This is a genomic window from Neorhizobium alkalisoli (assembly GCF_002968635.1).
Lineage (GTDB): Bacteria > Pseudomonadota > Alphaproteobacteria > Rhizobiales > Rhizobiaceae > Neorhizobium > Neorhizobium alkalisoli.
In genome coordinates, this window is sequence record NZ_PVBN01000006.1 from 119,982 (window position 1) to 143,403 (window position 23,422).

23 protein-coding genes are annotated in these 23,422 nt (G+C 60.5%); 10 read left to right on the forward strand and 13 right to left on the reverse strand.

Going from position 1 to position 23,422, the window contains the following annotated elements; translation table 11 throughout:
* Positions 1-65: 65 nt before the first annotated feature.
* Together recQ and C5L13_RS14850 are read right to left on the reverse strand one after the other, a co-directional pair.
* Complete coding sequence (gene recQ, locus C5L13_RS14845; protein WP_105384065.1) at positions 66-1,925, reverse strand: DNA helicase RecQ; 1,860 nt, start codon at positions 1,923-1,925, stop codon at positions 66-68.
* A 175-nt stretch (positions 1,926-2,100) separates the two neighbouring features.
* Complete coding sequence (locus C5L13_RS14850; RefSeq protein WP_245571273.1) at positions 2,101-3,297, reverse strand: DUF930 domain-containing protein; 1,197 nt, start codon at positions 3,295-3,297, stop codon at positions 2,101-2,103.
* Positions 3,298-3,489: 192 nt separating this feature from the next.
* On the opposite strand from C5L13_RS14850, the gene C5L13_RS14855 reads away from it, so the two are divergent.
* Both C5L13_RS14855 and C5L13_RS14860 read left to right on the forward strand, forming a co-directional pair.
* Complete coding sequence (locus C5L13_RS14855; protein ID WP_245571274.1) at positions 3,490-3,969, forward strand: TetR/AcrR family transcriptional regulator; 480 nt, start codon at positions 3,490-3,492, stop codon at positions 3,967-3,969.
* Positions 3,970-3,980: 11 nt separating this feature from the next.
* Entirely contained in the window at positions 3,981-4,358 is a 378-nt protein-coding gene (locus tag C5L13_RS14860) for a DMT family transporter (protein WP_105384067.1), read from the forward strand.
* A gap of 18 nt (positions 4,359-4,376) precedes the next feature.
* On the opposite strand, the gene rpoD is transcribed toward C5L13_RS14860, so the two are convergent.
* The 4 genes from rpoD to C5L13_RS14880 form a co-directional block, all read right to left on the reverse strand.
* Positions 4,377-6,440 carry an RNA polymerase sigma factor RpoD gene (gene rpoD, locus C5L13_RS14865; protein WP_105384068.1) on the reverse strand — a complete coding sequence of 688 codons (2,064 nt, stop codon included), beginning with the start codon at positions 6,438-6,440 and terminating at the stop codon, positions 4,377-4,379.
* A 413-nt stretch (positions 6,441-6,853) separates the two neighbouring features.
* Positions 6,854-7,201 carry a GFA family protein gene (locus tag C5L13_RS14870; RefSeq protein ID WP_105384069.1) on the reverse strand — a complete coding sequence of 116 codons (348 nt, stop codon included), beginning with the start codon at positions 7,199-7,201 and terminating at the stop codon, positions 6,854-6,856.
* Between the two features lie 79 nt (positions 7,202-7,280).
* On the reverse strand, positions 7,281-9,284 hold the full coding sequence (gene dnaG, locus C5L13_RS14875; protein WP_105384316.1) for a DNA primase: 2,004 nt from the start codon (positions 9,282-9,284) through the stop codon (positions 7,281-7,283).
* Between the two features lie 217 nt (positions 9,285-9,501).
* A complete protein-coding gene (locus C5L13_RS14880) occupies positions 9,502-9,954 on the reverse strand; it encodes a GatB/YqeY domain-containing protein (RefSeq protein ID WP_105384070.1) in 453 nt (150 codons plus the stop codon).
* Positions 9,955-10,277: 323 nt separating this feature from the next.
* On the opposite strand from C5L13_RS14880, the gene carA reads away from it, so the two are divergent.
* The gene (gene carA / locus C5L13_RS14885; protein WP_407070429.1) at positions 10,278-11,495 is read left to right on the forward strand and encodes a glutamine-hydrolyzing carbamoyl-phosphate synthase small subunit; all 1,218 of its coding nucleotides are present in this window, start codon (positions 10,278-10,280) and stop codon (positions 11,493-11,495) included.
* Positions 11,496-11,588: 93 nt separating this feature from the next.
* The gene (locus C5L13_RS14890) at positions 11,589-11,939 is read left to right on the forward strand and encodes an antibiotic biosynthesis monooxygenase family protein (RefSeq protein ID WP_105384072.1); all 351 of its coding nucleotides are present in this window, start codon (positions 11,589-11,591) and stop codon (positions 11,937-11,939) included.
* A gap of 22 nt (positions 11,940-11,961) precedes the next feature.
* Here the strand turns inward: C5L13_RS14890 and C5L13_RS14895 are convergent, their stop codons facing one another.
* Entirely contained in the window at positions 11,962-13,359 is a 1,398-nt protein-coding gene (locus C5L13_RS14895; protein WP_105384073.1) for an MATE family efflux transporter, read from the reverse strand.
* On the opposite strand from C5L13_RS14895, the gene C5L13_RS28755 reads away from it, so the two are divergent.
* Positions 13,358-13,498, forward strand: coding sequence for a hypothetical protein (locus tag C5L13_RS28755; protein WP_158693451.1), 141 nt, complete (start codon positions 13,358-13,360; stop codon positions 13,496-13,498). The genes C5L13_RS14895 and C5L13_RS28755 overlap by 2 nt on opposite strands.
* Here C5L13_RS28755 and C5L13_RS14900 read toward each other — a convergent pair.
* Together C5L13_RS14900 and C5L13_RS14905 are read right to left on the reverse strand one after the other, a co-directional pair.
* Positions 13,486-14,745 (reverse strand): TCR/Tet family MFS transporter, encoded by a 1,260-nt coding sequence (locus C5L13_RS14900; RefSeq protein ID WP_105384074.1) that lies wholly within the window; start codon positions 14,743-14,745, stop codon positions 13,486-13,488. The genes C5L13_RS28755 and C5L13_RS14900 overlap by 13 nt on opposite strands.
* A 138-nt stretch (positions 14,746-14,883) precedes the next feature.
* Entirely contained in the window at positions 14,884-15,789 is a 906-nt protein-coding gene (locus C5L13_RS14905; RefSeq protein WP_105384075.1) for a LysR family transcriptional regulator, read from the reverse strand.
* A 109-nt stretch (positions 15,790-15,898) separates the two neighbouring features.
* Between C5L13_RS14905 and C5L13_RS14910 the strand changes: the two genes are divergently transcribed.
* The 4 genes from C5L13_RS14910 to C5L13_RS14925 all read left to right on the forward strand — a co-directional run bounded on the left by C5L13_RS14910 (position 15,899) and on the right by C5L13_RS14925 (position 18,628).
* Positions 15,899-16,891, forward strand: coding sequence for an aldo/keto reductase (locus tag C5L13_RS14910; protein ID WP_105384076.1), 993 nt, complete (start codon positions 15,899-15,901; stop codon positions 16,889-16,891).
* Between the two features lie 134 nt (positions 16,892-17,025).
* On the forward strand, positions 17,026-17,397 hold the full coding sequence (locus C5L13_RS14915) for a phospholipid-binding protein (protein WP_105384077.1): 372 nt from the start codon (positions 17,026-17,028) through the stop codon (positions 17,395-17,397).
* A gap of 71 nt (positions 17,398-17,468) precedes the next feature.
* Positions 17,469-17,948 carry a DUF2938 domain-containing protein gene (locus C5L13_RS14920; protein WP_105384078.1) on the forward strand — a complete coding sequence of 160 codons (480 nt, stop codon included), beginning with the start codon at positions 17,469-17,471 and terminating at the stop codon, positions 17,946-17,948.
* Positions 17,949-18,148: 200 nt separating this feature from the next.
* A complete protein-coding gene (locus C5L13_RS14925) occupies positions 18,149-18,628 on the forward strand; it encodes an SRPBCC family protein (RefSeq protein WP_105384079.1) in 480 nt (159 codons plus the stop codon).
* 95 nt (positions 18,629-18,723) lie between these two features.
* Here the strand turns inward: C5L13_RS14925 and ypfJ are convergent, their stop codons facing one another.
* The 3 genes from ypfJ to C5L13_RS14940 all read right to left on the reverse strand — a co-directional run bounded on the left by ypfJ (position 18,724) and on the right by C5L13_RS14940 (position 21,551).
* Positions 18,724-19,629 (reverse strand): KPN_02809 family neutral zinc metallopeptidase, encoded by a 906-nt coding sequence (gene ypfJ / locus C5L13_RS14930; protein ID WP_105384080.1) that lies wholly within the window; start codon positions 19,627-19,629, stop codon positions 18,724-18,726.
* A gap of 90 nt (positions 19,630-19,719) precedes the next feature.
* A complete protein-coding gene (locus tag C5L13_RS14935) occupies positions 19,720-20,931 on the reverse strand; it encodes an MFS transporter (RefSeq protein ID WP_105384081.1) in 1,212 nt (403 codons plus the stop codon).
* Between the two features lie 137 nt (positions 20,932-21,068).
* Positions 21,069-21,551: a DUF2306 domain-containing protein gene (locus tag C5L13_RS14940; protein WP_105384082.1), complete on the reverse strand. Its 483-nt coding sequence runs from the start codon at positions 21,549-21,551 to the stop codon at positions 21,069-21,071.
* A gap of 100 nt (positions 21,552-21,651) precedes the next feature.
* Here C5L13_RS14940 and C5L13_RS14945 point away from each other — a divergent pair, with 100 nt between their 5' ends.
* A complete protein-coding gene (locus C5L13_RS14945) occupies positions 21,652-22,482 on the forward strand; it encodes a LytTR family DNA-binding domain-containing protein (protein WP_245571276.1) in 831 nt (276 codons plus the stop codon).
* Here C5L13_RS14945 and C5L13_RS14950 read toward each other — a convergent pair.
* Entirely contained in the window at positions 22,479-23,411 is a 933-nt protein-coding gene (locus C5L13_RS14950; protein ID WP_105384083.1) for a phosphatase PAP2 family protein, read from the reverse strand. The genes C5L13_RS14945 and C5L13_RS14950 overlap by 4 nt on opposite strands.
* Positions 23,412-23,422 lie beyond the last annotated feature (11 nt).

Here is a 23,422-nt window from a genome sequence, read left to right on the forward strand (position 1 = left end):
CCCTGGATGAAGTCGCAGCAGCATATTCCAACGGTCCCACCGGTCAATCAACCGCGTGTCCGCCTCTATCGCTGATGCGCGCGGACGACCTTCAGGAAGGCATCCCCATAACGCTCCAGCTTCGACTGTCCGACGCCGGAAATGCCGAGCAGCGCGTCGCGGCTCGTCGGCCGCTCGGTCGCGAAAGCGACCAGCGTGGAGTCGGGAAAGACGACATAGGGCGGCACCGAAAGCTCCTTGGCGATCGCCAGGCGGGCGAGGCGAAGCGCTTCGAAGAGTTCGGCATCGGCCCCTTCCAGCGCGGACCGGGCGCTCGCCGAACCGGGTGACGCGTTTCTCGATGCCTTGCCCGTCGTCGGCCGATCCTTGCGGAAACGAACTTCGCGTTCGCGCTTGAACACGGCGCGGGACTCCGGCTCCAGCTTCAGCGCACCGAAGGCATCGTGATCGACGCTGACGAGGCCGGCCGCCAGCAATTGACGATAGACCGACTGCCAGGTTTTCGATGGAATGTCCTTGCCGACGCCGAAAACCGGCATGTCGACATGGCCGAAACGGGTGGTCTTCTCGTTCCTGGTTCCGAGCAGCACGTCGATCAGATGGCCGGTGCCGAAGCGCTCGCCGGTCCGATAGACCGCCGCCAGAGCCTTGATGGCCGCCTCAGTCCCGTCCCAGGTTTCGACCGGCTTGAGGCAGGTGTCGCAATTGCCGCATTGGCCGGCATGCGCCTCGCCGAAATGCGCAAGGATCGCCTGCCGGCGGCAGCCGGGAGTTTCGCAGATGCCGAGCAGTGCATTGAGTTTGGCGCGCTCTACCCGCTTGACGTCGTCGCCCGACGCGCCCTCATCGATCATCCTGCCGCGCTGGATGACGTCCGCCATGCCATAGGCCATCCAGACATCGGATGGCAGGCCGTCGCGGCCGGCACGGCCGGTTTCCTGGTAATAGGCCTCGACGGAACCGGGCAGATCGAGATGTGCGACATACCGCACATTCGGCTTGTCTATCCCCATGCCGAAGGCGACGGTTGCCACCAGGCAGAGGTCTTCCTCCTTCAAAAACGCATCCTGATTGGCGTCGCGAACGCTGCGGTCCATGCCGGCATGATAGGCGCGCGCGCGGACGCCCTGCCCGTTCAGCCATTCGGCAGTATCCTCGACTTTGGCACGCGACAGGCAATAGACGATGCCGCTCGAACCCTTGTGGCGCGACAGGAAGCGCAGGAGTTGCTGGCGTGGCTGGTCGCGTTCGACGATCTCATAGGAAATGTTAGGCCGATCAAACGACGTCGTGAAGACTTCCGCCGAGCGCAGGGCAAGCCTGTCGATGATGTCTTCGCGGGTATGCGGATCGGCTGTCGCCGTCAGCGCGATTCGCGGCACGCCGGGATACTGCTCGGCAAGATGGCCGAGTTCGCGATATTCCGGCCGGAAATCATGTCCCCATTGGGAAACGCAATGAGCCTCGTCGATAGCAAAGAGCGCGATCTTCGCATTGCCGATCAGTTCCTTGAAGCCTGACGTGACGACGCGCTCGGGGGTGACGTAGAGAAGATCGAGACCGTCACCGGCAATCGCCCGGCGGACATCTGCGAATTCCTCGCGCGTCAGCGACGAATTTAGCGCCGCCGCCCGGACGCCGAGCTGCTTCAAAGCCTCCACCTGGTCGCGCATCAGCGCGATCAGCGGCGAGATGACGATGCCGACACCGTCGCGGCAGAGCGCCGGAATCTGGAAGCACAGCGACTTGCCCGCCCCCGTCGGAAACAGCACGACCGCGTCGCCGCCCGACACGACCTGATCGACCACGGCCGCCTGCTTTCCCCGGAAAGCGGAATAACCATAGATCTGCTTGAGAATGGCGAGCGGATTTTTCGCACCTTCGTCGTCAAACAGGGGATCGGTGCTGTTCTGGGTTCGGGCCATGGAATCGCTTTCGTGGGAAGAACAGCACTATGGCATAGGTAGAGCGGTGGCGGCGAGTGTTGCCAGGTAAGGCTGGAATTCGACGAGTTCTTCGGAACTCCAGAAGGCTACCTCTGTTCAGGGTGGCGAAGCCAAAAAACGTTCCGCGTCCGAATCCATAGGAGCATGCACTCGATCAGAATGCCGGAAAGCCACGCTTGCGCCACTCGCTGCGAGGCACGGGGGCTCCAACCTTGAAGGCAAAGGAGAGAACCTTAGTCGCATCATCGTTTACTTCACAACGGTAAGTGACATCAAACCACTGCCCGTCGGCACGGAAACCTGCCTCTTTAACATCGAGAACCGTTCCATGCGGCAAACCCATCCTTGGATAGTAGTCCGGTTGATAGGAAGTGTGCCTTAGCTGCTCAACCAGTTCCGTAGAGCAGAGTTCACCGACCCGTGCGGCTCTAGGAATGCCGGCCATGGCTATCTTAGCAACCGCATCGTTTGTCATATGCTTGGAAAACAGCGTCTTAGCCTCCGTCAACTCGGGAGGCTTTTCCGCCGGTGGCGTCTCTACCGGCTCGGTCTTCGGCGCCGCCGGCTGTGATGCGACGATTGCCATCTTCGTATCGGCCGGCGCCGCCTGCGAGATCGGGCCATCTTGCTCGGGGTTGACAGCGGTTACGTCCACCTCCGGCAGTTGGATATCGTCTGGCACGGGATTGGCAGGCGGCGCTTCGGCAGGCTCCTGCTGTACCGTCGCGGGCTTCGACACTTCGGCAGCTTCGGTCCCAGGTGGCTCTTCGGCTGGCGGTTTCGGCAATTCCGCGGGCTTTGCATCCGGCTCTATCTCGGGAGGCGACCTCGCCGCCCCCTCCTCCGGCGAATTGCCGTCCCCCGCCTTTCGCGGCCCGGCATCCTTTTCACCGAACTCAAAGACCGGGCGAAGGACCGGTATAGGCTGCCCCCTCGCCTGTTCCTTCGCGGGCGGCTGGTCTTCGGGATTCGGCTCCGGCTCCGGCGGAGGCGGCTCCTCCTTTTTGGCTTCTTCCTGCTTTGGTGGTTCGGGTGGTGGCGGAGGTGGCGTCGGCACTTCCTCCTTCTTTACTTCCTCAGGCTGCGGTTCCTCCGCTGCCTTCGGCTCTTCCTCCGCCTTCTTTTCCGGCTCTTCCGGCGGCGGGACGATTTCGACGTTCACGCTCTCCTCCTTCTGCGGCTCGGAAAAATCGAGGGGCAGATGGAAGAAGAGGACGAAAGCGAAAACGACATGCAGGAGGATCGAGGCTGGAATGCCCCAGCCCATATCGCTGCGCCGCTTCTCAAGTTCATCCGTCATGGCAGTCGATGTAAGATGGAAAACCGTCAGGATCGAGTCCCGGCTGATCAAAACAGAACAAATTCCAGCTCTTCCCTTTCTTCACCGCCCTTTCCCCTTCTACCTGGCCTCCACAGGAAAAATTCCGGCATTGCAAAGAAACCGACCATACGGTATCTTTATGTCATGTCAGAAGCTCATCGACGTGAAAAACAACCGGAACAGGTGCGGCGCTCTCTCTTGGATCAGGCGGCGCGATGCGCCGTGGATCAAGGGCTCGGCAGCCTGACGCTGCAGGCGGTCGCAGATGCGGCCTCCGTGACGAAAGGCGGATTGCTGCACCACTTTCCAAGCAAGCAGGCGCTGATCGAAGCCGTCTTCCAGGATCTGCTCCAGAAACTCGACGATCAGATCGACCGATCGATGAATGAGGACGACAGCGAGAGAGGCGGCTTCACCCGCGCTTATATCGATGCCTTTTTCGAGGTGGCCTCCGAGGGCGCGGAAAGCCCTTGGGCAGCGCTCTCGATCTCCTGCATGACCGATCCGCATCTGCGCACGCTATGGTCGGATTGGATGCAAAAACGGATCGAGCGTCATGCCGAGACGGACGATTATCCCGATCTGAAGATTGCTCGCTACGCTGCCGACGGCATCTGGCTCGCAAACCTTACCGAGACCAATGGTCTATCGCCGAAGGAACTCGGAGCGCTCCGCGCGCAATTGAAGAACCTTACGAAATAAGAGTGAGTACCATGAACCCCGCAATCCTCACCTATGGCTCCCTCGCCGCCGCGATCGTGCTGGAAGTCATCGGCACGACCTTCCTGCAGCAGAGCCAGCAGTTCACCCGCGCCCTGCCGACCATCCTGATGGGGATTTGTTATCTGGCTGCCTTTTATCTTTTGTCGATCGCGCTCCGCACCCTGCCGGTCGGCATCGCCTACGCGATCTGGAGCGGCCTCGGCATCGTTCTGATCTCGGCCGTCGGCCTGATCCTGTTTCGTCAGACGCTCGACACCGCCGCCATCATCGGCCTCGGCCTGATCATTGCCGGCGTCGTGGTGGTCAACGTGTTTCAAGTTCGATTTCGCATTAAAAAAACCGGCCTGCTTTCACAGGCCGGTTTTTGATGTGAAGTCTCGGACTGCTTAGCTATCCAGGAAGCTGCGCAGCTTGCGGCTGCGGCTGGGATGCTTGAGCTTGCGGAGCGCCTTCGCTTCGATCTGACGGATACGTTCGCGGGTAACCGAGAACTGCTGGCCGACTTCTTCGAGCGTGTGGTCGGTGTTCATGCCGATGCCGAAGCGCATGCGCAGCACGCGCTCTTCGCGCGGCGTGAGCGAGGCCAGCACGCGGGTCGTCGTTTCGCGCAGGTTCGCCTGGATGGCGGCGTCGATCGGAAGCAGCGCGTTCTTGTCCTCAATGAAATCGCCGAGATGCGAATCCTCTTCGTCACCCACGGGGGTTTCGAGCGAGATCGGCTCCTTGGCGATCTTCAGGACCTTGCGGACCTTTTCGAGCGGCATGGCGAGCTTCTCGGCCAATTCTTCCGGCGTCGGCTCGCGGCCGATCTCGTGCAGCATCTGGCGCGACGTGCGGACGATCTTGTTGATCGTCTCGATCATATGCACCGGAATGCGGATCGTGCGGGCCTGGTCGGCGATCGACCGGGTGATCGCCTGACGAATCCACCAGGTCGCATAGGTCGAGAACTTGTAGCCGCGGCGGTATTCGAACTTGTCGACCGCCTTCATCAGGCCGATATTGCCTTCCTGAATGAGGTCGAGGAACTGCAGGCCGCGGTTGGTGTACTTCTTGGCGATGGAGATGACGAGGCGCAGGTTCGCTTCGACCATTTCCTTCTTGGCGATGCGCGCTTCGCGCTCGCCCTTCTGCACCATCGACACGATCCGGCGGAATTCGGCGATCGAGATGCCGGTTTCAGTCGCAAGGTTCTGGATCTCCTGGCGGATGTCGCGGATCGTCGTATTCTCGGCGCGTGCGAATTCCTTCCAGCCGCGGGCGGCCAGATTGGCGATCGACTTCATCCAGTTCGGATCGAGCTCGGCACCCTGATACTGCTCCAGGAAGCTGTCGCGCTTGACGCCGTAGGATTCGGCGAGACGCAACAGGCGGCCCTCGTTCTGCATCAGGCGCTTGGAAATGTCGTAAAGCTGCTCGACCAGGGAATCGACGCGGTTCTGGTTGAGCGACAGCGATTTGACCGCCGTGATCAACTCGTCCTTGAGCTCCTTGTAACGGCGCTCCTGGGCGGACGACAGCGTGCCGGTCGCAGCAAGACGCTGCTCGACCTGCTGGTCCTGCAGCTTCCGCAGCTTCTTGTACGTGTCGGCGATCAGGTCGAGGGTTTCCATGACCTGCGGACGCAGTTCCGCTTCCATGGCAGCGAGAGAAAGGCTCGACTCGTCGTCGTCCTCTTCCTCTTCCTCCATGATAAGCCCGTCGCCGCCGACAGCCGTGATGTCGTCGTCGTTGGCGGCAGTCATCCGCGCCTTGCGGCTCTTTTCCTTCTCTTCAGCCGCCTTGCGGTCGGCCTCGATCTTTTCCGGGCTCTGGAACTGCGGGGCAGCCTTTGCTTCCGGACCGGAATAGGTCGTTTCGAGATCGATGATCTCGCGCAGCAGGGTCGTGCCTTCGTTGAGTTCGTCACGCCAGATGATCAGCGCCTGGAACGTCAACGGGCTCTCACAGAGACCGGCGATCATCGTCTCGCGGCCGGCTTCGATCCGCTTTGCGATAGCGATTTCGCCTTCGCGCGACAAAAGCTCGACGGAACCCATTTCGCGCAGATACATGCGAACGGGATCGTCGGTCCGGTCGGTCGGCTCTTTCTTTTTCGCGGTCGCGAGCGCGGTGCTGGAGGTGGGGGCGAGTTCGCCGCCTTCGCTCTCCTCACCATCGTTGTCGCTATCGCTGTCGTCGTCACCACCGGCGGCGTCTTCCGCCTCTTCGTCCTCGACGACATTGATGCCCATGTCAGAGAGCATGGCCATCGTGTCCTCGATCTGCTCGGAGGTAACTTCCTCCGAAGGCAGGACCGAGTTCAATTCGTCCATGGTGACATAACCGCGCTTCTTGGCGGCCTTGATCATCTTCTTGACTGCGTCGTCAGAAAGATCGAGAAGCGGACCGTCCTGCGTGCCTTCGCGCTCGTTTTCTGCTTCTTCGTTTTCTTTGACTTTTGTTGCCATGTATTTCGTCACTTTCCCTGAACGCCACTTTCGCCGCGCTTCGTGGACACCGGCTTAAGACGACCGCTCGCCTTGCCGCGAATCACTGTTCAACACGTAACGGAATGACCTTTAATTCCCGATTACTATTCGGCGGCCGCATTTGACACAGGACCGTCCCGTCAGGAGATCACCGGTCATGTTCGGTGCTATTGACCCACTCCGCCTATTCTGCCTTGAAATGGTGATTCCCACAAATTAACGCTCCGTCAAGCTTTTCCATAAGTTATGCCCAGGAAAATTGGGAAAACCCGGTCAAAACCGGTTTTATTGTGGGTATACTCACCAGATTTAGCCGATATGTAGGCGGCGCCCCCTAAAAGACAAGGGTTTGCGTCTACACAAACGGAGCGCACGTCGCTCAGCCGCGTTCCTCAGCGAGATGCTCCGTCATACTGGGTTACCGCAAGGGCCGCAAGATTGATTTCCGGAACGCATCTGAGGTTGATCGCCGCCATCTCGGCGCCGTCAGGCAAAACCGCTTCGCTGAACGGAGCCACTCCGCAACTGGCACAGAAATGGTGGGCGATCACCTCTTTGTTGAAGTGATAGGTCGACAGGTTCTCCCGTGGCGTCGTGAGACGCATCCTGTCGCGCGGCACGAAGGCAAGCAGCACGCCTTTTCGGCGACAGAAGGAACAATTGCATTCCATGGCCTTGTCGAACTCGCCTTCCGCCTCGAAGGTGATGTTGCCGCAATGGCAGCTTCCCGAAATTCTCATTGATCTCCCCAACAACAGAATCACTCGCCATAGGGTAGGATCGAGACCTCGTTCGGCAAGAGCGGGATTACTCGCTTCGTCAGCCATGGCTGACGGCAGCACCCTTCACCCGCCCGGACAAGACCCCGAAGCCGTCGATGATGGCCTCCTGGTTTTCCATGCGGATAATCTCGAGCTGGACTTCCGAAAGCGCCCTGAGCAGCGGCTCGATTTCCCCTGCATCGCCCGCCTCGGTCGTCTCGGCAATCTCGCGTTCCAGTTCGATCTTCTGGAAGCGAAGCGCCTTCGTTCGTTTGTGAAGGGACAGAGCCTGGCGGTAACCTTCGCGGGCGTCTTCGGGAGCTGCCTGTTGCGTCGCCGTCCACAGCCGGGCATTGCGTATCTGCTGATCCAGCAATTTCAGGATCGCGTCGAAACCTTCAGCGGAGAGCCGCTGTGTGAGATATTCCCGTGAAAGGTTCGCACCCGCAGTTGCGGCAGCCGGCAGCATGGCGGACCAGAAACGCTGCAAGTCCCGGTTCTCGAAATCGATGGCGGCTATCTCGTCGTATTCCTCGAGCAGAAGCTGCGGATGGTTGACGATGGTCAGCGCCAGCACGCTCTCGCGAAGAGCCGGAAGGTCTCGATGCCCGCGGACCAGGCCGGAACGGGCCAGACGATCGGAAACGCCTACGCCGCGGCTGCTCGCTCCCGCTCCCTGAGGTGCGACCCCGCCGCGCCCTCCTGCCCGAGCTCCACCACGTTGGAAACCCTCGCGGCGGCCGTTGCCGCCACGTTGCACGGGCGAAAAGAAACTGTTCAGGCGGTCCCGGATCTCCTGCTGGTAATGACGGCGGACATTCTCATCGGCGATGACGGAAACGATCTGTTTCAGCCGGGCCTCAAGCTCTGCGCGCTGTTCGGGCGTTTCGAAATTGGCCGAGGCGGCTTCGCGCTGCCAGATCATGCCGACAAGCGGCCGTGCATCCGAAATCACCTTGTCGAACGGCGCCCTACCCTCATGCTTAACCAGATCGTCCGGATCCTTACCATCAGGCAACAGCGCGAAACGCACAGAGCGTCCCGGCTTCAGGAACGGTAAAGCCAGATCCGCGGCACGGCTCGCGGCCCTGAGACCCGCCCCGTCGCCATCGAAGCAGAGGACCGGCAGCGGCGAAATCTTCCAGAGAAGATCGAGCTGATTTTCCGTCAATGCCGTGCCGAGGGGAGCGACCGCATTTTCAACGCCGGCCTGATGCAGCGCGATCACGTCCATATAGCCCTCGACCGCGATGATCGTGGCACCTTCGGTCTTGCCGCCGGTGGCCTGCGCCGCCCGCCTGGCGCGCGCGAAGTTGTAGAGCACCTGCCCCTTGTGGAAGAGTTCGGTTTCCGGCGAGTTCATGTATTTCGCCGGTGCATCCGGCGCCATGGCGCGGCCGCCGAAGGCGATCACCTTTTCCCGCGACGACAATATGGGGAACATGATGCGGTCGCGGAAATAATCATAGGAGACCGGGATGTCGTCGCCATGCCGCACCAGGCCGCAGGCCTCGATCTGCTCCTTCGGCACGCCCTTGCCGGCAAGAAACTCCTTGAGTGCATTGCGGCTTTCCGGTGCGTAACCCAGCCGAAACGTCTCGATGGTGCGACTTGTCAGACCGCGGTCGCGCAGATAGGCCCGCGCCTTGGCGCCACCCGCACCCTGGAGCTGGTCCTGAAAGAAGCGCGTCGCCATTTCCATGACGTCGAGCAGCGAAGTCCGCTCCTTCTCGCGCTTTTCGGCCTGCGGATCCGGTTGGGGCAGAGAGATACCGGCCATGTCGGCAACCTGCTGCACAGCCTCCGGGAAGTTCAGTCCCTCGAGGTCGGTCAGGAAGCGGAAATGATCGCCGGATACGCCGCAGCCGAAGCAATGGTATCGGCCCTTACGGTCTTCGCAGTGAAAACTCGGGCTCTTCTCGCCATGGAACGGGCAGCAGGCCCAATAATCGCCGCGCGAGACATTGGTTTTCCTGCGATCCCAGGTCACCCGACGGCCGACCACAGCCGATATCGGCACGCGATCGCGGATTTCGTCGAGAAAACTGTTGGAAAAGCGCATCTTCACCTCTGAGCCAAACTTCATATAAGCGCCGGCCCAAAGGAATGCCACACCGATGACACACGGTACCCGCTATTCACAGGTTGGAGATGGACGAACTGCCCACGCCGGTGACGCGGCATGCCTCCCAGTCACCACCGAGCGACAAGAAAAGCAAGGAAGGCGGGAATCCGAAATCGGATTCCCGCCTCTTGCTTTTCCGGCTGCTATGGTGAGCTTACTTCAGAAGCTCTTTCACCACGCCTGAAGCCTTGGCAAAATCCATCTGGCCCGGATATTTTTCCTTCAATACGGCCATGACCTTGCCCATGTCCCGCAGGCCCTGCGCGCCAGTTTCAGTGACCGCCGCCTGGATGAGGCCGCGCACCTTTTCATCGGAAAGCTGCTCCGGCATAAAGCCCTTGATGACCTCGATTTCCTCGCGCTCCTGCGTGGCGAGCTCGGCGCGGCCGGCATCCTCGTAAATCTTTGCGGATTCCTCGCGCTGCTTCACCATCTTCTGCAGGATTTGCAGAATATCGTCGTCGCTGACCGGATCTTTGCCCACACCGCGGTTGCCAATGTCACGATCCTTGATGGCCGCCTGGATCAGGCGCACGGTGGAAAGCCGGCGGGTATCCTTGGCCTTCATTGCATCCTTGAGCGCTTCGGAAAGCTTGTCGCGCATCATCATTTTTCTCCTTGGGAAAAGCCGGGGCAGGCTCGGTGAATTGTGGCTTTTCCTTGTCATCCAAGCCGGTGTCATAAACGACGGGCCGGGGTCAATCAATTCAATTCACTTAAGCCACTGAATTCTGACGAGGATAATCGTCAGGGATTCTTCGGCTCACGTGATTGACCATCCCGCCCGCTTTGTTTATTTTCCGGCACCTGCACGAGATTTAGAATGTCAGGGCTAGCGCCGGTGTTCCTGCGCGCCCGTTCCTACGACCATAGATGGCCTCTACAGCCTGTCTCTTCAAGGGATGGGGCCGGTGAGGCAGAAGGATGAACATGACTGCGACCGCTCCAGCCACCGCCCCTTGGACCACCAAGAAACCCACCGCCATACTCGTTCTTGCCGACGGTACGGTGATCGAAGGAACGGGCATCGGGGCAACCGGCAAGGTGCCTGCCGAAGTGGTCTTCAATACCGCGCTGACGGGGTACGAAGAAATCCTGACCGACCCTTCCTATCTGGGCCAGATCGTCACCTTCACCTTCCCCCATATCGGCAATGTCGGCACCAATGAAGAAGACATCGAGGACCTGACGCCCGCCGCCCGGCGCGGCGCGGTCGGCGTCATCTTCAAGGCCGACATTACCGAGCCCTCCAACTACCGTGCCGCCAAGCACCTCGATGCCTGGCTGAAGGCCCGCGGCATCATTGGGCTTTCGGGCATCGATACCCGCGCGCTGACGGCCTGGATCCGCCAGAACGGCGCGCCGAACGGGGTGATCGCCCACGATCAGAACGGTGTCTTCGACATTGAAGCGCTGAAGGCCGAAGCCGGGGCATGGAGCGGTTTGGAAGGCCTCGATCTCGCCAAGGAAGCAACCTCCGGCCAGTCCTCGCAGTGGACGCAGAAGCCTTGGGTATGGAACGAGAGCTACAGCGATCTCCAGCCGGAAGATGCGAAATACCATATCGTTTGCGTCGATTACGGCGTGAAGCGCAATATCCTGCGCCTCTTCACCGGCCTGGATTGCAAGGTTACCGTCGTGCCGGCGCAAACCTCGGCTGAAGACATTCTGGCCTTGAAGCCGGATGGCATTTTCCTGTCGAACGGCCCGGGCGATCCGGCGGCAACCGGCGAATATGCGGTGCCGGTCATTCAGGATGTCATCAGGACCGATATCCCGACCTTCGGCATCTGCCTCGGCCACCAGATCCTCGGCCTGGCGCTCGGGGCGAAAACCGAGAAGATGCATCAGGGTCATCACGGCGCCAATCATCCGGTTAAGGATCATACGACCGGCAAGGTCGAGATCGTTTCCATGAACCACGGCTTTGCAGTCGATTCGAAGTCTCTGCCGGAAGGTGTTGAAGAGACTCACATTTCGCTCTTCGACGGCACCAATTGCGGCCTGCGTCTTTCTGGCAAACCGGTCTTTTCCGTACAGCATCATCCCGAGGCTTCGCCGGGACCGCAGGACAGCCACTACCTCTTCCGCCGCTTCATCAACCTCGTTCGCGAGCGCAAGGGCGAACCGGCTCTCGCCGAGCGCTGACCTGCAGCCGTAAAAAATCGATCATGACCTATTGACCTCAACCTTGCTTGAGGTCGCACAAAGCCCCTGTTCAAAACGAGCAGGGGTTTTTCTATGAGCGAAATACAGAAGGCACGCGTCGTTCGCGTCAACAGGTTCTCGGTGCCGGAGGATGCCCGCGACGAGTTTATGCGTCTCATCGGAAGGACGCACGAGGTCATCCGGTCGCAGCCCGGCTTCGTCGAGGATCTGATCCTCGAACAGCATTCGGGGCCGGGAGAATTCAACCTCCTCACCATCATAAAATTCGAAGGAGAACACGTCCTTCAACCCGTCATCGCCGCAGTCGCGAAATCGGATGCCGAGGCCGGCATCGACCGCCAGGCCCTGAACAGGCGTCTTGGGGTCGAAGCCAATGTCGGATTCTATCAGCCGGTCACGCTACGCGAACTTCTGCCGGCGTGAAGCGGCAGCCGGCTCGCTGTTCTCAGCGGGCCGTTTTCTGGCGGCGGACGAGAAGCCAGAACCGCCCGCAGAGAAAGACAGCGGCTGCGGCAAGACCGAGGACAAAACCGAACCAGACACCCTCCCCTCCGAAACCAAGCGGGAAGGCAAAGATCCAGGCGCAGGCAAACCCGATCGGCCAGTATGCGATGAGAGCCAGTATCATCGGCACCTTGGTATCCTTGACGCCTCGCAGCAGCCCGGCTCCCACCGCCTGCAGTCCGTCGACGAGCTGAAACGCACCGGCAATTGCGATCAGCGGCACGGCAAGGGCCAGCACGGTTTCTGCATCTGCCTGCCGGGTATCGAGGAACAAGGCACCGAGCGCGCGTGGAACCACCGCGTAAAGCACGCTGCCGATCGCGGTGAAGAAAATACCGATAGCCAGCACGGCGACCGCCGCGCGCCTGACGCCCAACGGATCGTTGCGGCCATTGGCAAGACCCACGCGCACCGTCGCAACCTGGGCAAGGCCGAGCGGGATCATGAAGGCGATGGATGCAAGCTGCAGCGCGATGCCATGCGCGGCAAGCTGCAGCTTGCCGATCATTCCCATGAGCAGCGAGGCGGCGGAAAACAGGCTGGTTTCCGCCAGGATGGTAAAGCTGATCGGTAAGCCGAGCGCCACAATCTCGCGGACCATGGCCCAGTCCGGGCGCCAGAACCGCACGAAGATCTCGTAGGCCCGCATCCGCGGCTGGCTTTCCACATAGATGACGGCAATCAGGAAGCCGCAGAGATTGGCGCTCACCGCTGCGATCGCTGCCCCATGCAGCCCGAGCGCCGGCGCACCGAAATGGCCGAAAATCAGCGTATAGGCGACGGCTGCGTTCATCAGGAACATGCCGATCGTGACGTAAAGCACGATGCTGCCCTTCTCCAGGCCCGTGACGAAGCTGCGAAGCGCCATCAATCCGAGCGCGGGGAAGATGCCCCATTGAGCGATCCTGAGATAGCTCTGCGCGAGAGCTGCAACATCGGGCGCCTGACCGAGCCGCAGCAGGATCGGTTCCGAAAACCACAGGAGCGGCGCTGTGAGAACGCTATAGGCGAAGACGATCCAGAAGCCCATTCGCACGGAGCGGCGGACGCGGATAGCATCGTTGTGCCCGAGAGCTTGCGCGACGAGCGGCACCACGGCACTCGTAAAGCCGGTGCCGAAGATGAAGACGATGAAGAACATCTGCGTCGCAAGCACGACGGAAGCGAGCTCCGTCGTGCCGAGCCATCCGACCAGGATGACATCGGTCGTGTGGATCGCCATCTGTGCAAGCTGTGCCCCCACCAGTGGCACGCCAAGGGCGAAGGTCGCGCGCATATGCGAAGACCAGGAGTTGTCCGTGGACCCCTGGAACGTCATGGCCTGGCTCGAGCTCGACATGGGCACCTCCGCAGACGAAAAACGCCGCTTCCAGGAACTGGCGAGCGGCGGATGCCTCGCGTATAAAGAAGCATTCGCCGGGCGGCAACACTTTGCCGCGATTCAGCAGAATTTTTGGCCGTCTCTTCAAGAAATCTGATGGCTGAGTTCGTTTTCCCGCACCACGAGTGGAACTTTCCGCGAAATCTTGCTCAAAAACACCAAAATGGCCACCAGCATGAAGATCGCCGCCATCATGTAGGGTGCGCCGGCGAACTCCACCGCCGCATGCGGACCGGTGAAGGCACCGAAGAGTTGCGTAAAGATCGCGGGACCGATGATCGTCGTCAGACTCGTGAGACTGGCCATCGCGCCCTGCAGTTCACCTTGGGCAGACGGGGGGACCTTGCCGGCCGCTATGCTTCTCAGCGGCGGATCGGCAACATTTTCGATCGTCGTCGCAAGGATGATCGCATAGACCATCCAGCCTTCCCAGGCGAAAGCATATCCCATCAGTCCGAGGCACGAAAAGGAAAGACCAAGGACCGCCGTCTTCCATTCGCCGAGGACCGGCACGAGCTTCGGCAGGACAAATGCCATGACGAGCGCCGCACAGATTCCGAAAAGCCCTAGCGAAAGACCGATTTGACCTTCGCTCCAGCCGTAGCGATAGGCCGAAACGAAGGACCAGACGGATGGGTAGACGGCATGCGCCAGCCAGTAGAGGAACATCACCAGCATGACCCAGCCGATGCCCGGATAATGGCGCATCTGGCGCAACGCTCCGAGCGGGTTTGCCCGCCGCCATTCAAACCTGCGGCGATTGGCCCTGTCGAGGGTCTCCGGCAGCAGGAACCAGGCAGCGATGAAATTGGCGAGTGACAGGAGACCGGCCCCCAGAAACGGCACGCGTGGGCCTAATTCTCCAAGGAGGCCCCCGATGACCGGGCCGACGGTAAAGCCGACACCGAATGCGATCCCGATCAGGCCGAAATTCTTGGCGCGGTTTTCGTCATTGCTGATATCGGCGATATAGGCTGAGCACGTCGCGAAGCTGCCGCCGGAAATGCCGGCCAATACCCGCCCAACGAACAGCATCCAGAAGCTGGTCGCCGCCGCGCAGATCAGGTTGTCGAGCGCGAAGGTAAGGACGGATGCCAGCAGGATCGGTCGTCGCCCGAAACGGTCGCTCAGGTTTCCGAGGAGCGGCGCGAAGAGGAACTGCATGGCGGAATAGATAAGGAGAAGCCAGCCACCGTCGACGGCGGCAGCGCTCATGTCGTCGCCCGTCAATTCCCGCAGGAACGTCGGCAGCACGGGCATGATGATCGCGATCCCGATGACATCCAGGAACAGGATCATGAAGACCAGAAAAAGACCGCGGCGAACGAATTTCGGGTCGAGCATCGGATGTCTCTCTAGGATCTGGTGGTTTCTGGAAAGACGACCGTGTCGCCGCGAAGCCTACATAAACGCAAACGGAAAAGGAAACAATCCGTGAACATTTCAAAGTTTTTGATGCGAGATGAGCCGGCTTGATATCGGTTACGGCGCGCGCCGCTGTTCCGCCTTGAGAAAATCGAGGAAAGCCCGCAGCGGGGCCGGAATGTGCCGCCGCCCGTGATAGTAGAGAAACGGACCGGAGAACTCCTGGGCCCAGCCTTCCAGCACCGGCAGCAGTTCGCCCCTACCCAGGGCAGGAGCCAGAAACTCCTCGAAGCTGAAGATGATCCCGATCCCCTGGCAGGCGAGGCTCACTTCAAGCTCGGTGGTTTCGGCCACCAGTACGGCGGGCGGATGGATCGTGAACTCCCTGCCGTTTTCCTCGAAGGTCCAGGGCACGATCCGCCCGCTTGCAAAGCGGTGCAATATGCATCGGTGCTGCAGGAGGTCGCGCGGGTGCTGCGGCATCCCGTATTCCTCAAGATAGGACGGCGCGGCCGCCCCGACAAAGCGCTGGACCCGCTGACCGATCGGCACGGCGATCATATCCTGATGCAGTGATTCCTCGTAACGCACACCCGCATCAAAACCTTCGGCGAGAATATCGATAAAAGCGTCGTTGCTTGATACCTCCAGCGTGATGCCGGGATATTGCTTCAGGAACCGACCGGCTATGTCCGGCAGGATATTGCGCGCAACGATACCCGGCACGTTCAGTCTGAGCCGCCCGACGGGCGTATCGCGGAAACTGTTGATGCCATCGATTGCCGCTTCGATCTCCGCCAGCCCCGGTCCGAGACGCTCCAGCAATCGCTCGCCTACCTCCGTAAGCGTTACCGTTCTTGTGGTACGATTGAGGAGCCGGACCCCCAGACGCGTCTCCAGCCGCCGCATCGCTTCGCTGAGCGACGAGGCGGATACGCCGCGCACCTTGCCCGCCGCACGGAAACTTCTGAGCCTCGCAACGGTTGCAAATGCGTCGAGATCGGCCAGCGGAAGATCAGGCATTGTACGAAAATCCAAACACCCTGTGCATGACCATACGGATTATCGCACAAAGAAATCCGGCGTAAAAGGGCCTCGCATCTGACAGAGATTTTAAGCAAGGAGCAAAGCAATGGACACGCGCCAACTTGGAAAGACCGGTCCGCGGGTTTCCGCAATCGGCCTCGGCTGCATGGGAATGTCCGATTTTTACGGCCCCACGGACCGCAGCGAAAGCATAGCCACGATCCATGCCGCCCTGGATGCAGGTATCAATGTCCTGGATACCGGCGATTTCTACGGCATGGGCCACAATGAAATGCTGATCGGAGAGGCCTTGCGCGGGCGGCGACGGGAAGACGCCATCATCAGCGTCAAGTTCGGGGCTTTGCGCGATCCGAAGCGCAACTGGTACGGCTACGACTCGCGCCCGGCAGCTGTCCGAAACTTTCTGGGCTATAGCCTGACCCGGCTTGGGGTCGACTATATCGACATTTATCGGCCGGCCCGGCTCGATCCCAATGTCCCGATCGAGGACACGATCGGCGCGATGGCGGATCTCGTGAAGGAAGGCTATATCCGCCATATCGGGCTCTCCGAGGTCGGAGCCGAGACTATTCGCCGTGCAGCCAAGGTCGCCCCCATCTGCGATCTACAGATCGAGTATTCGCTCATCTCGCGCGGCATAGAGGACGAAATCCTGCCGACCTGCCGCGAACTCGGCATCGGCATCACCGCTTATGGCGTCCTGTCGCGCGGCCTCATCAGCGGTCATTGGAAGAAGGAAAACGCGGCCCAAGGCGACTTCCGGGCCTTCAGTCCCCGCTTCCAGGAGGGCAATGTCGACAGCAATCTCGCGCTGGTCGAAGCGTTGCGGGAAATCGCGGACCGCAAGGCCGTCTCGGTGGCGCAAATCGCGATCGCCTGGGTTGCGACGAGAGGAGGCGACATCATCCCGCTTGTTGGCGCCCGCCGCCGCGACCGGCTGACGGAATCGCTCGGCGCACTCGATGTGACGCTGTCTTCGGACGATCTTGCCGCCATCGAAAGAGCGGTACCGAAAGGTGCCGCCGCCGGCGCGCGTTATCCTGCCGCCCAACTCGCCCATATGGACAGCGAGAAATAGTCGATCAGCAGCACCAGGCGAGCGCCCAACCGCTCGCCTGGCAGCAATACGTGCATCAGAAGTAAGATTGACAGCGAAGCCGGTTCGCTACAGTCTAACGGAAGGGGAATTCCGCAAAAAAATGGGGGCTTCTTATGCGCAACCTGCTGGCAATCGCATTTATACTCATGTCGGGCGGCACAGCATTGGCAGACATGAAGGTTTCTTTCGACTGGGGCTCGACGAAGAAGTGCTTCGACTCCAAGTCGCCGCCGATATCTTTGTCCGGGGTTCCCGCCGGAACCAAGAAGCTCGACATCCGGATGAAGGACATGAACGTCCCTGACTACAATCACGGTGGCGGCAAGGTCGACTATACCGGTCAGAAATCGCTGGGCTACGGCGCCTTCAGCTATACCGGCCCCTGCCCGCCGTCGGGAAAACACAAATACCGTTTCACGGTCAAGGCGCTCGACGCCGGCGGCAAGACGATCGCCACAGCAACCGCCGATAAGATGTTCCCCTGACCGCACGGTCCGGCTCGACATTCGCGGCTGGAGATCATAGAGAGAAACTCTTCTCCTATGGCGGCCTTCCCATGATCGAACTTCTCTGGCGCGGCATTCTGATCGGCATCGGCGCCACCATCCTTATGGACCTCTGGGCAATCCTGCTGCACCGCGTTTTCGGCCAGCCCAAGGCCAACTGGGCACCGGGCGGACGCTGGTTCTGGCATCTCTCCCGCGGGACCGTGTTCCACGAGAGCATCGCCGCAGCAGAACCCCATACCCACGAGCTGGCGCTCGGCTGGGCGGGCCACTACGCAGTCGGCGTCGTCTATGGGGTGGCTTTCGCCTTCATCGTCGGGCTCGGCTGGTTCTCTGCCCCGACCTTTGTGCCGGCATGGATCTTCGGCATAGTTACGGTCGCCGCCGGCTGGTTCCTCATGCAGCCTGGAATGGAGCTTGGCTGGGCCGCGTCGAAGACGCCGAAGCCGAACAAGGTCCGCTTTCTCAATCTCGCCGCTCACACGGTTTTCGCGCTCGGGCTCTACGGATCTACACTCCTGATCCGCTGATCCTCCAGACCCCGCTTCACGCGGTCGAGCGTCCCGCAGCGATCGCACCTTGGAAAAGGCGATGGTCGCCCGCCCTTCTATTTCCTGAATCGCCCTGCGAACCGGCAGAACCAACACCCTGAAAAGCCCGGTACTTTTCTCGCGGCTTGACATGTTGTTTTTTTATAACATTATTCTGAACGGAACAAGGGAGAAGGATGATGGAACTGAAGTTCAAGGTATCGGGCCGGATCGCAAAGCCGGTCGAGGAAGTGTTCGAGGCCGTCGCCGATCCGAAGAAGCTCTCCGGCTATTTTACGACTGGCGGCGCACAAGGGCGACTGGAAACCGGCGCAACGGTCACCTGGGATTTTCACGACTTTCCGGGCGCTTTCCCCGTGCAGGTCGTGAAGGTCGAGAAAGACAAGGAGATCGTTCTGAAATGGGAGGCCAATGAAGGTGAACCCGGCGAGGCTCCCGGCGACAATCCGGCCGGCAAATACATGACGACCGTGACCATGACCTTCGAACCACTCGAAGACAACCGCACCCTGGTGACGATCGCCGAAGAAGGCTGGAGGGAAACACCCGGCGGACTGACCGCCTCCTACGGCAATTGTCAGGGCTGGTCTCAGATGCTCTGCGCCATGAAGGCCTATGTCGAATACGGCATCAACCTCCGCGAGGGAATGTACAAGTGAGCTTCGATCGAGAGATTGAGGCGCCGCTGCCGTCGGCACACCGCGCCTCCCTCGACCTTAAAGCAAGCTGAAGACCGGCCAATCTCGGCTAAACCTCAGACCTCCCCGGAGAACGTATCGCAGGCCTTCATGTCGCCGGTATCGAAACCGCGCTTGAACCAGCGCATGCGCTGCTCCGAGGTGCCGTGGTTGAAGCTTTCCGGCACGACATAGCCCTGGCTGCGTTTCTGCAGCGTATCGTCACCGATCTGCTGTGCGGCATTCAGCGCCTCTTCCAGATCGCCGCGTTCCAGAATGCCCCTTTGCTCGGTGAATTTGCCCCAGACGCCGGCAAAGCAGTCCGCCTGCAATTCGACCCGCACCGACATCTGGTTTGCCTCGGTCTCGCTCATCCGCTGGCGCGCCTGGTTGAAGCGCGGCAGGATGCCGAGCAGGTTCTGCACATGATGCCCGACCTCGTGCGCGACGACATAGGCTTCCGCAAAGTCGCCGGCGGCATCGAAACGCTGCTCGAGTTCGCCGAAGAATTCCGTATCGAGATAGACCTTGCGATCGTTAGGGCAGTAGAAGGGACCGGTTGCGGAGGAAGCAAAGCCACAGGCCGAGTTCACCTGTCCGGAAAACAGCACCAGGCTTGGCTCCTGGTAGGTCTGGCCGTTCGCCTGGAAAATGCCGTTCCAGGTATCCTCTGTTTCGGCGAGGACGGTACGAACAAAGGCAGTGGTGTCGTCATTGGCGGGCGCTCTGTTTGTCTGCTGCTGCGTGCCGGAGCCATCCAAACCGATATCGCCGCCCGAAAGCAGCGTCAGGGGATTGATGCCGGTGATCCAGCAGATGATCAGAATGAGGACGATGCCGCCGATGCTGAGCCCGCCCCCGCCTCGGCGCCCGCCGCCGATGGGGATGCGGAACCCGCCGCCACGCCCGAACGGGCTGCCGCCCGTGGAGGCACCGCGCCGGTCCTCGACATTGTCCGATTGACGGCGGCCTTTCCATTCCATCTCAGGATCTCCTATCGCGAATAACGCTCATCACGCGATATAACGCAGATGACGGGAAAAAGGAGCCATCACCCCGCGGAAGATTTGTTCTCAGGCGACCTGCAGCATCTTCTTGCCAGGCAGGAAGACCGTCAGCAGCCCAAGTGCCGGAAGAAAGGCGCAGATGGTATAGACGAAACTGATGCCGTAAAGGTCGGCAAAGATGCCGAGCACGGCCGCCGCAATGCCGCCGATGCCGAAGGCGAGCCCGAAAAAGATGCCGGCGATCATGCCGACACGGCCGGGCACCAGTTCCTGCGCCATCACCACGATCGCCGGGAAGGACGAAGCCATGATGAAGCCGACGATCGCAGAAAGCGCGATGGTCACGGGAAGGTTCGCAAACGGCATGGCGAGCGTGAAGGGCAGCGCACCGAGGATCGAGAACCAGATGACCACCTTTGAGCCGAACCGGTCGCCGATCGGGCCGCCGACAACCGTTCCCAGCGCCACGGCGCCGAGGAAGATGAAGAGCATGATCTGCGACTGCTGTACCGTGACGCCGAAACGTTCGATCACGAAAAACGTGTAGTAGCTGCTGATGCTCGCCATGTAGATGTTCTTCGAGAATGTCAGCAACGCCAGCACGACGAGCGCCGTCGCCACCGTCCGCTTGGAAAGGCTGTGCGCGTTCAAAATCCTTTTCCGGCCCTTGTTGGCCGCCATATGCGCCTTGTACCAGCGCGCCACCCAGGCCAGGATGACAATTCCGAGCATGGCGATGACCGAGAACCAGGCAACGCTCCCCTGCCCGTTCGGCACGATGATGAAGGCGGCGAGCAGCGGACCAATCGACTGGCCGAAATTGCCGCCGACCTGGAATGTCGCTTGCGCGAAACCGTAGCGGCCGCCGGAGGCAAGCCGGGCGACGCGGGAAGATTCCGGGTGGAAGACGGCCGAGCCTATGCCGATCAGCGAGGCGGCGATCACAAGCATCGGGTAGGAATGTGCCCATGCCAGGATGAACAGGCCGACAAAGGTGGAGCCCATGCCGACCGGCAGCGAATAGGGAAACGGTTTCTTGTCGGTAACGATGCCGATCACCGGCTGCAGCAGCGATGCCGTGCACTGGAAGGCGAGCGTCAGGATCCCGATTTGCCAGAAGTCGAGCGCAAAGTCGGTCTTCAGCATCGGATAGATCGCCGAAATCATCGACTGCATGATGTCGTTCAGCATGTGGCAGAAACTGACGGCAAAAATGATCGGCAGGACCGTCACCTCCGCTGCGGCAGCGGCGACGGGCTTCGAAGTTGCATCGGCCATGAGCATTTCCTCCGCGCAAGCGGTCCTCAGCGATGGCCGTTGCGGCAAATTCCTTATTGCCGGTGTTTATTCCCGCAAGCCGCAGCTGTCCATGACAGCAAGGCTGATATCGGTACGGTTCGGGATTTTTTGTCGGATCAGGCGCGACGGGACGCAAGCCGATGCTGCAAGACGAACATTGCAACGATGGCGGCCAGCGTGAGCAACAGGATCCAGCTCGGCCCGCCGGAAAAGACGACCGCATTCATGATGCGGCCGGGGATGAGCGTGAAGAGGCCGGCGCCGACGATACCGCCGAGATACATGCCGATCACCGAAGCCTTGTGCGCCCGAATGTTATGGGCACGCGCCGCGCTGATCGCCCGCCAGGCGCCGGCGAGGACGAAGATCGAAAGCAGATGAATCGGGCTGAAGCCGTAGAAGAGGTTGATCCCATGGATGAAGAAGCTGGAGAGCGAAGTGACCACCATCAGCACCATCCAGATCTTGCCAAACAGCCGGTGCTGCGGCGTACCCTTGCGATCGAGGAGAATGTAAGCGCCAAGCAGGGCGGCCGGCAGGACCGCCGCCACATGGATCTGCACGGCAAGCGGGGCGTCGAGAAGCGGTTGAAGGTTCACAAGGCTACCTCTGGATCATCAAGCGATTGAACTCGCCGCCTGTTTCGGCCAAGACTGCCCGCATCTTCAACCGAAATGGCGCAGACAGCGGACAAACTTCGTGAAACAGGCGTTTTTCAGTTCCACGCTTCGTGAATTGCAACTCTTCATCCGCTCGCCGCGCTTCTGGATGACCTTTTCGCTCGTCGTCCTCATCTTCGCGGTCAGCGGCCCCTACGGCACATTTGAACGCATGACGTTCGGCATACGGCTTGGCTATTGGTTGATCGTGCATGCCGTCACCTGGGCGATCGCCATCACCTTTGCGCTCGCCGCCGAAGTCCTCCTGCGCGAACGGCTCGGCAACACGCTGCTGCGCATGATGACCGGCTCGCTCGCCGCGGCCTTGCCGATCGGCTTTGCGCTCGGTCTTGTCGACTTCGCTTTCACCGGAGCCTGGGGGGAAACGGCTAACGGCTTCCACCGTGCGCTGATGGCGCTTCCGCTCTGCGCCCTCTTCTGTCTGCTCACCTATACGGCGATGCATCGGCAGATCGCCGCGGTGGCTACGCCATCGGCAGCATCGGAACAGTTCCCCGGCCGCCCCTCAGGTGCTAGCCGCCAGCCGTCCGACCCGGAGATCCTCGGCCGCCTGAAACCGCAGAATCGCGGACCGCTCGTGCGTCTGTCCGTCGAGGATCACTATACCGAGGTCGTCACCGTCCGCGGCCGCGAACTTGTCCTCCTGCGCTTTGCGGACGCGCTGAAGGAACTCGGCGATACGCCCGGCCTCCAGGTGCACCGCTCGCATTGGGTGGCGGAAGCGCATGTGCAAAAACTGAAGCGCGAAGGCGGCAAGCTGTACGTGATTACGAAAGATGGTGCCGAGATCCCGGTGAGTCGCACTTATACAGACGCGGTGCGCATTCGCCTAAGCCACCTTTTACCCTAGGCGGACAGAGCCACACGCGGATGGAGGAAGGCGTTGGCCGCACCGGTTGCAACGCGCACAGCCGCGATGCAAAGGCATGCCACCGCAATACCGGCCGGAATGTCCACCAGATAGTGGCTGCCATGCGAGACGGCTGCTGCCGCCATGCCTATATTCAGGACCAGCAAGGGATAGCGTAGCAGACGAATCTCCCAGGCCGCCCATGCACAGAGTGCGGCAGTGGCGGCATGAACGGAAGGAAATGTCAGAATGCCGGCCGCGTTCGCGATGGAGAAAACGAAGTCTGGATTGTCCCTGACGCCGTTGAACTGGTCGAGAAAGAAATAGCCAAAGTGGATGTTGATGTTCTGGAGGGCATCTGCATCAACCCGGTAGTAAGGATAGGCTCCGATTGCGGGAAACCAGATTGAAATGGCGCTGGCGAGGAAGCAGATCAACGCATAACCGGCAACCATCAGATATGCCCGCTCCGCCCTACCGAGAATGGAAAGCAATACCGGCAGGGCAAGCAGCTGCACAACAAACGACTGATAGGCCAGACCCAGACTGTTGGCCAACCACGGCCGGGAATCGACAAAGGCGACAAAAGCGACCCAATCAAATCCGATAGCGGCATCAGCCATCGCCAACGAGGCGTCGGCAAGCGGCAACCCCGCTCCGATGGCGAGATATGTCGAGATTACTGTGGGGACGACCAGGAGCAAACCGATGGATAGCGGCTCGACAGCGCTTCTCAGTGCCTGCATGTTTCGCCAGGAGCAGTATGCGGTGCACAGAACAGTGGCGCCGCCGAACCACAAGAGTGGCGGCAGGAGAACGCCGTAGTCCACGCGCAAACCGGCAATCCAAAGAAGCGGAAAAACAGCCACATACGATGTCGCTGCAATACCCAGAAGCGTATACCGCGCCCTTCGCAAATTGCCAGACATGATCCGCCCCA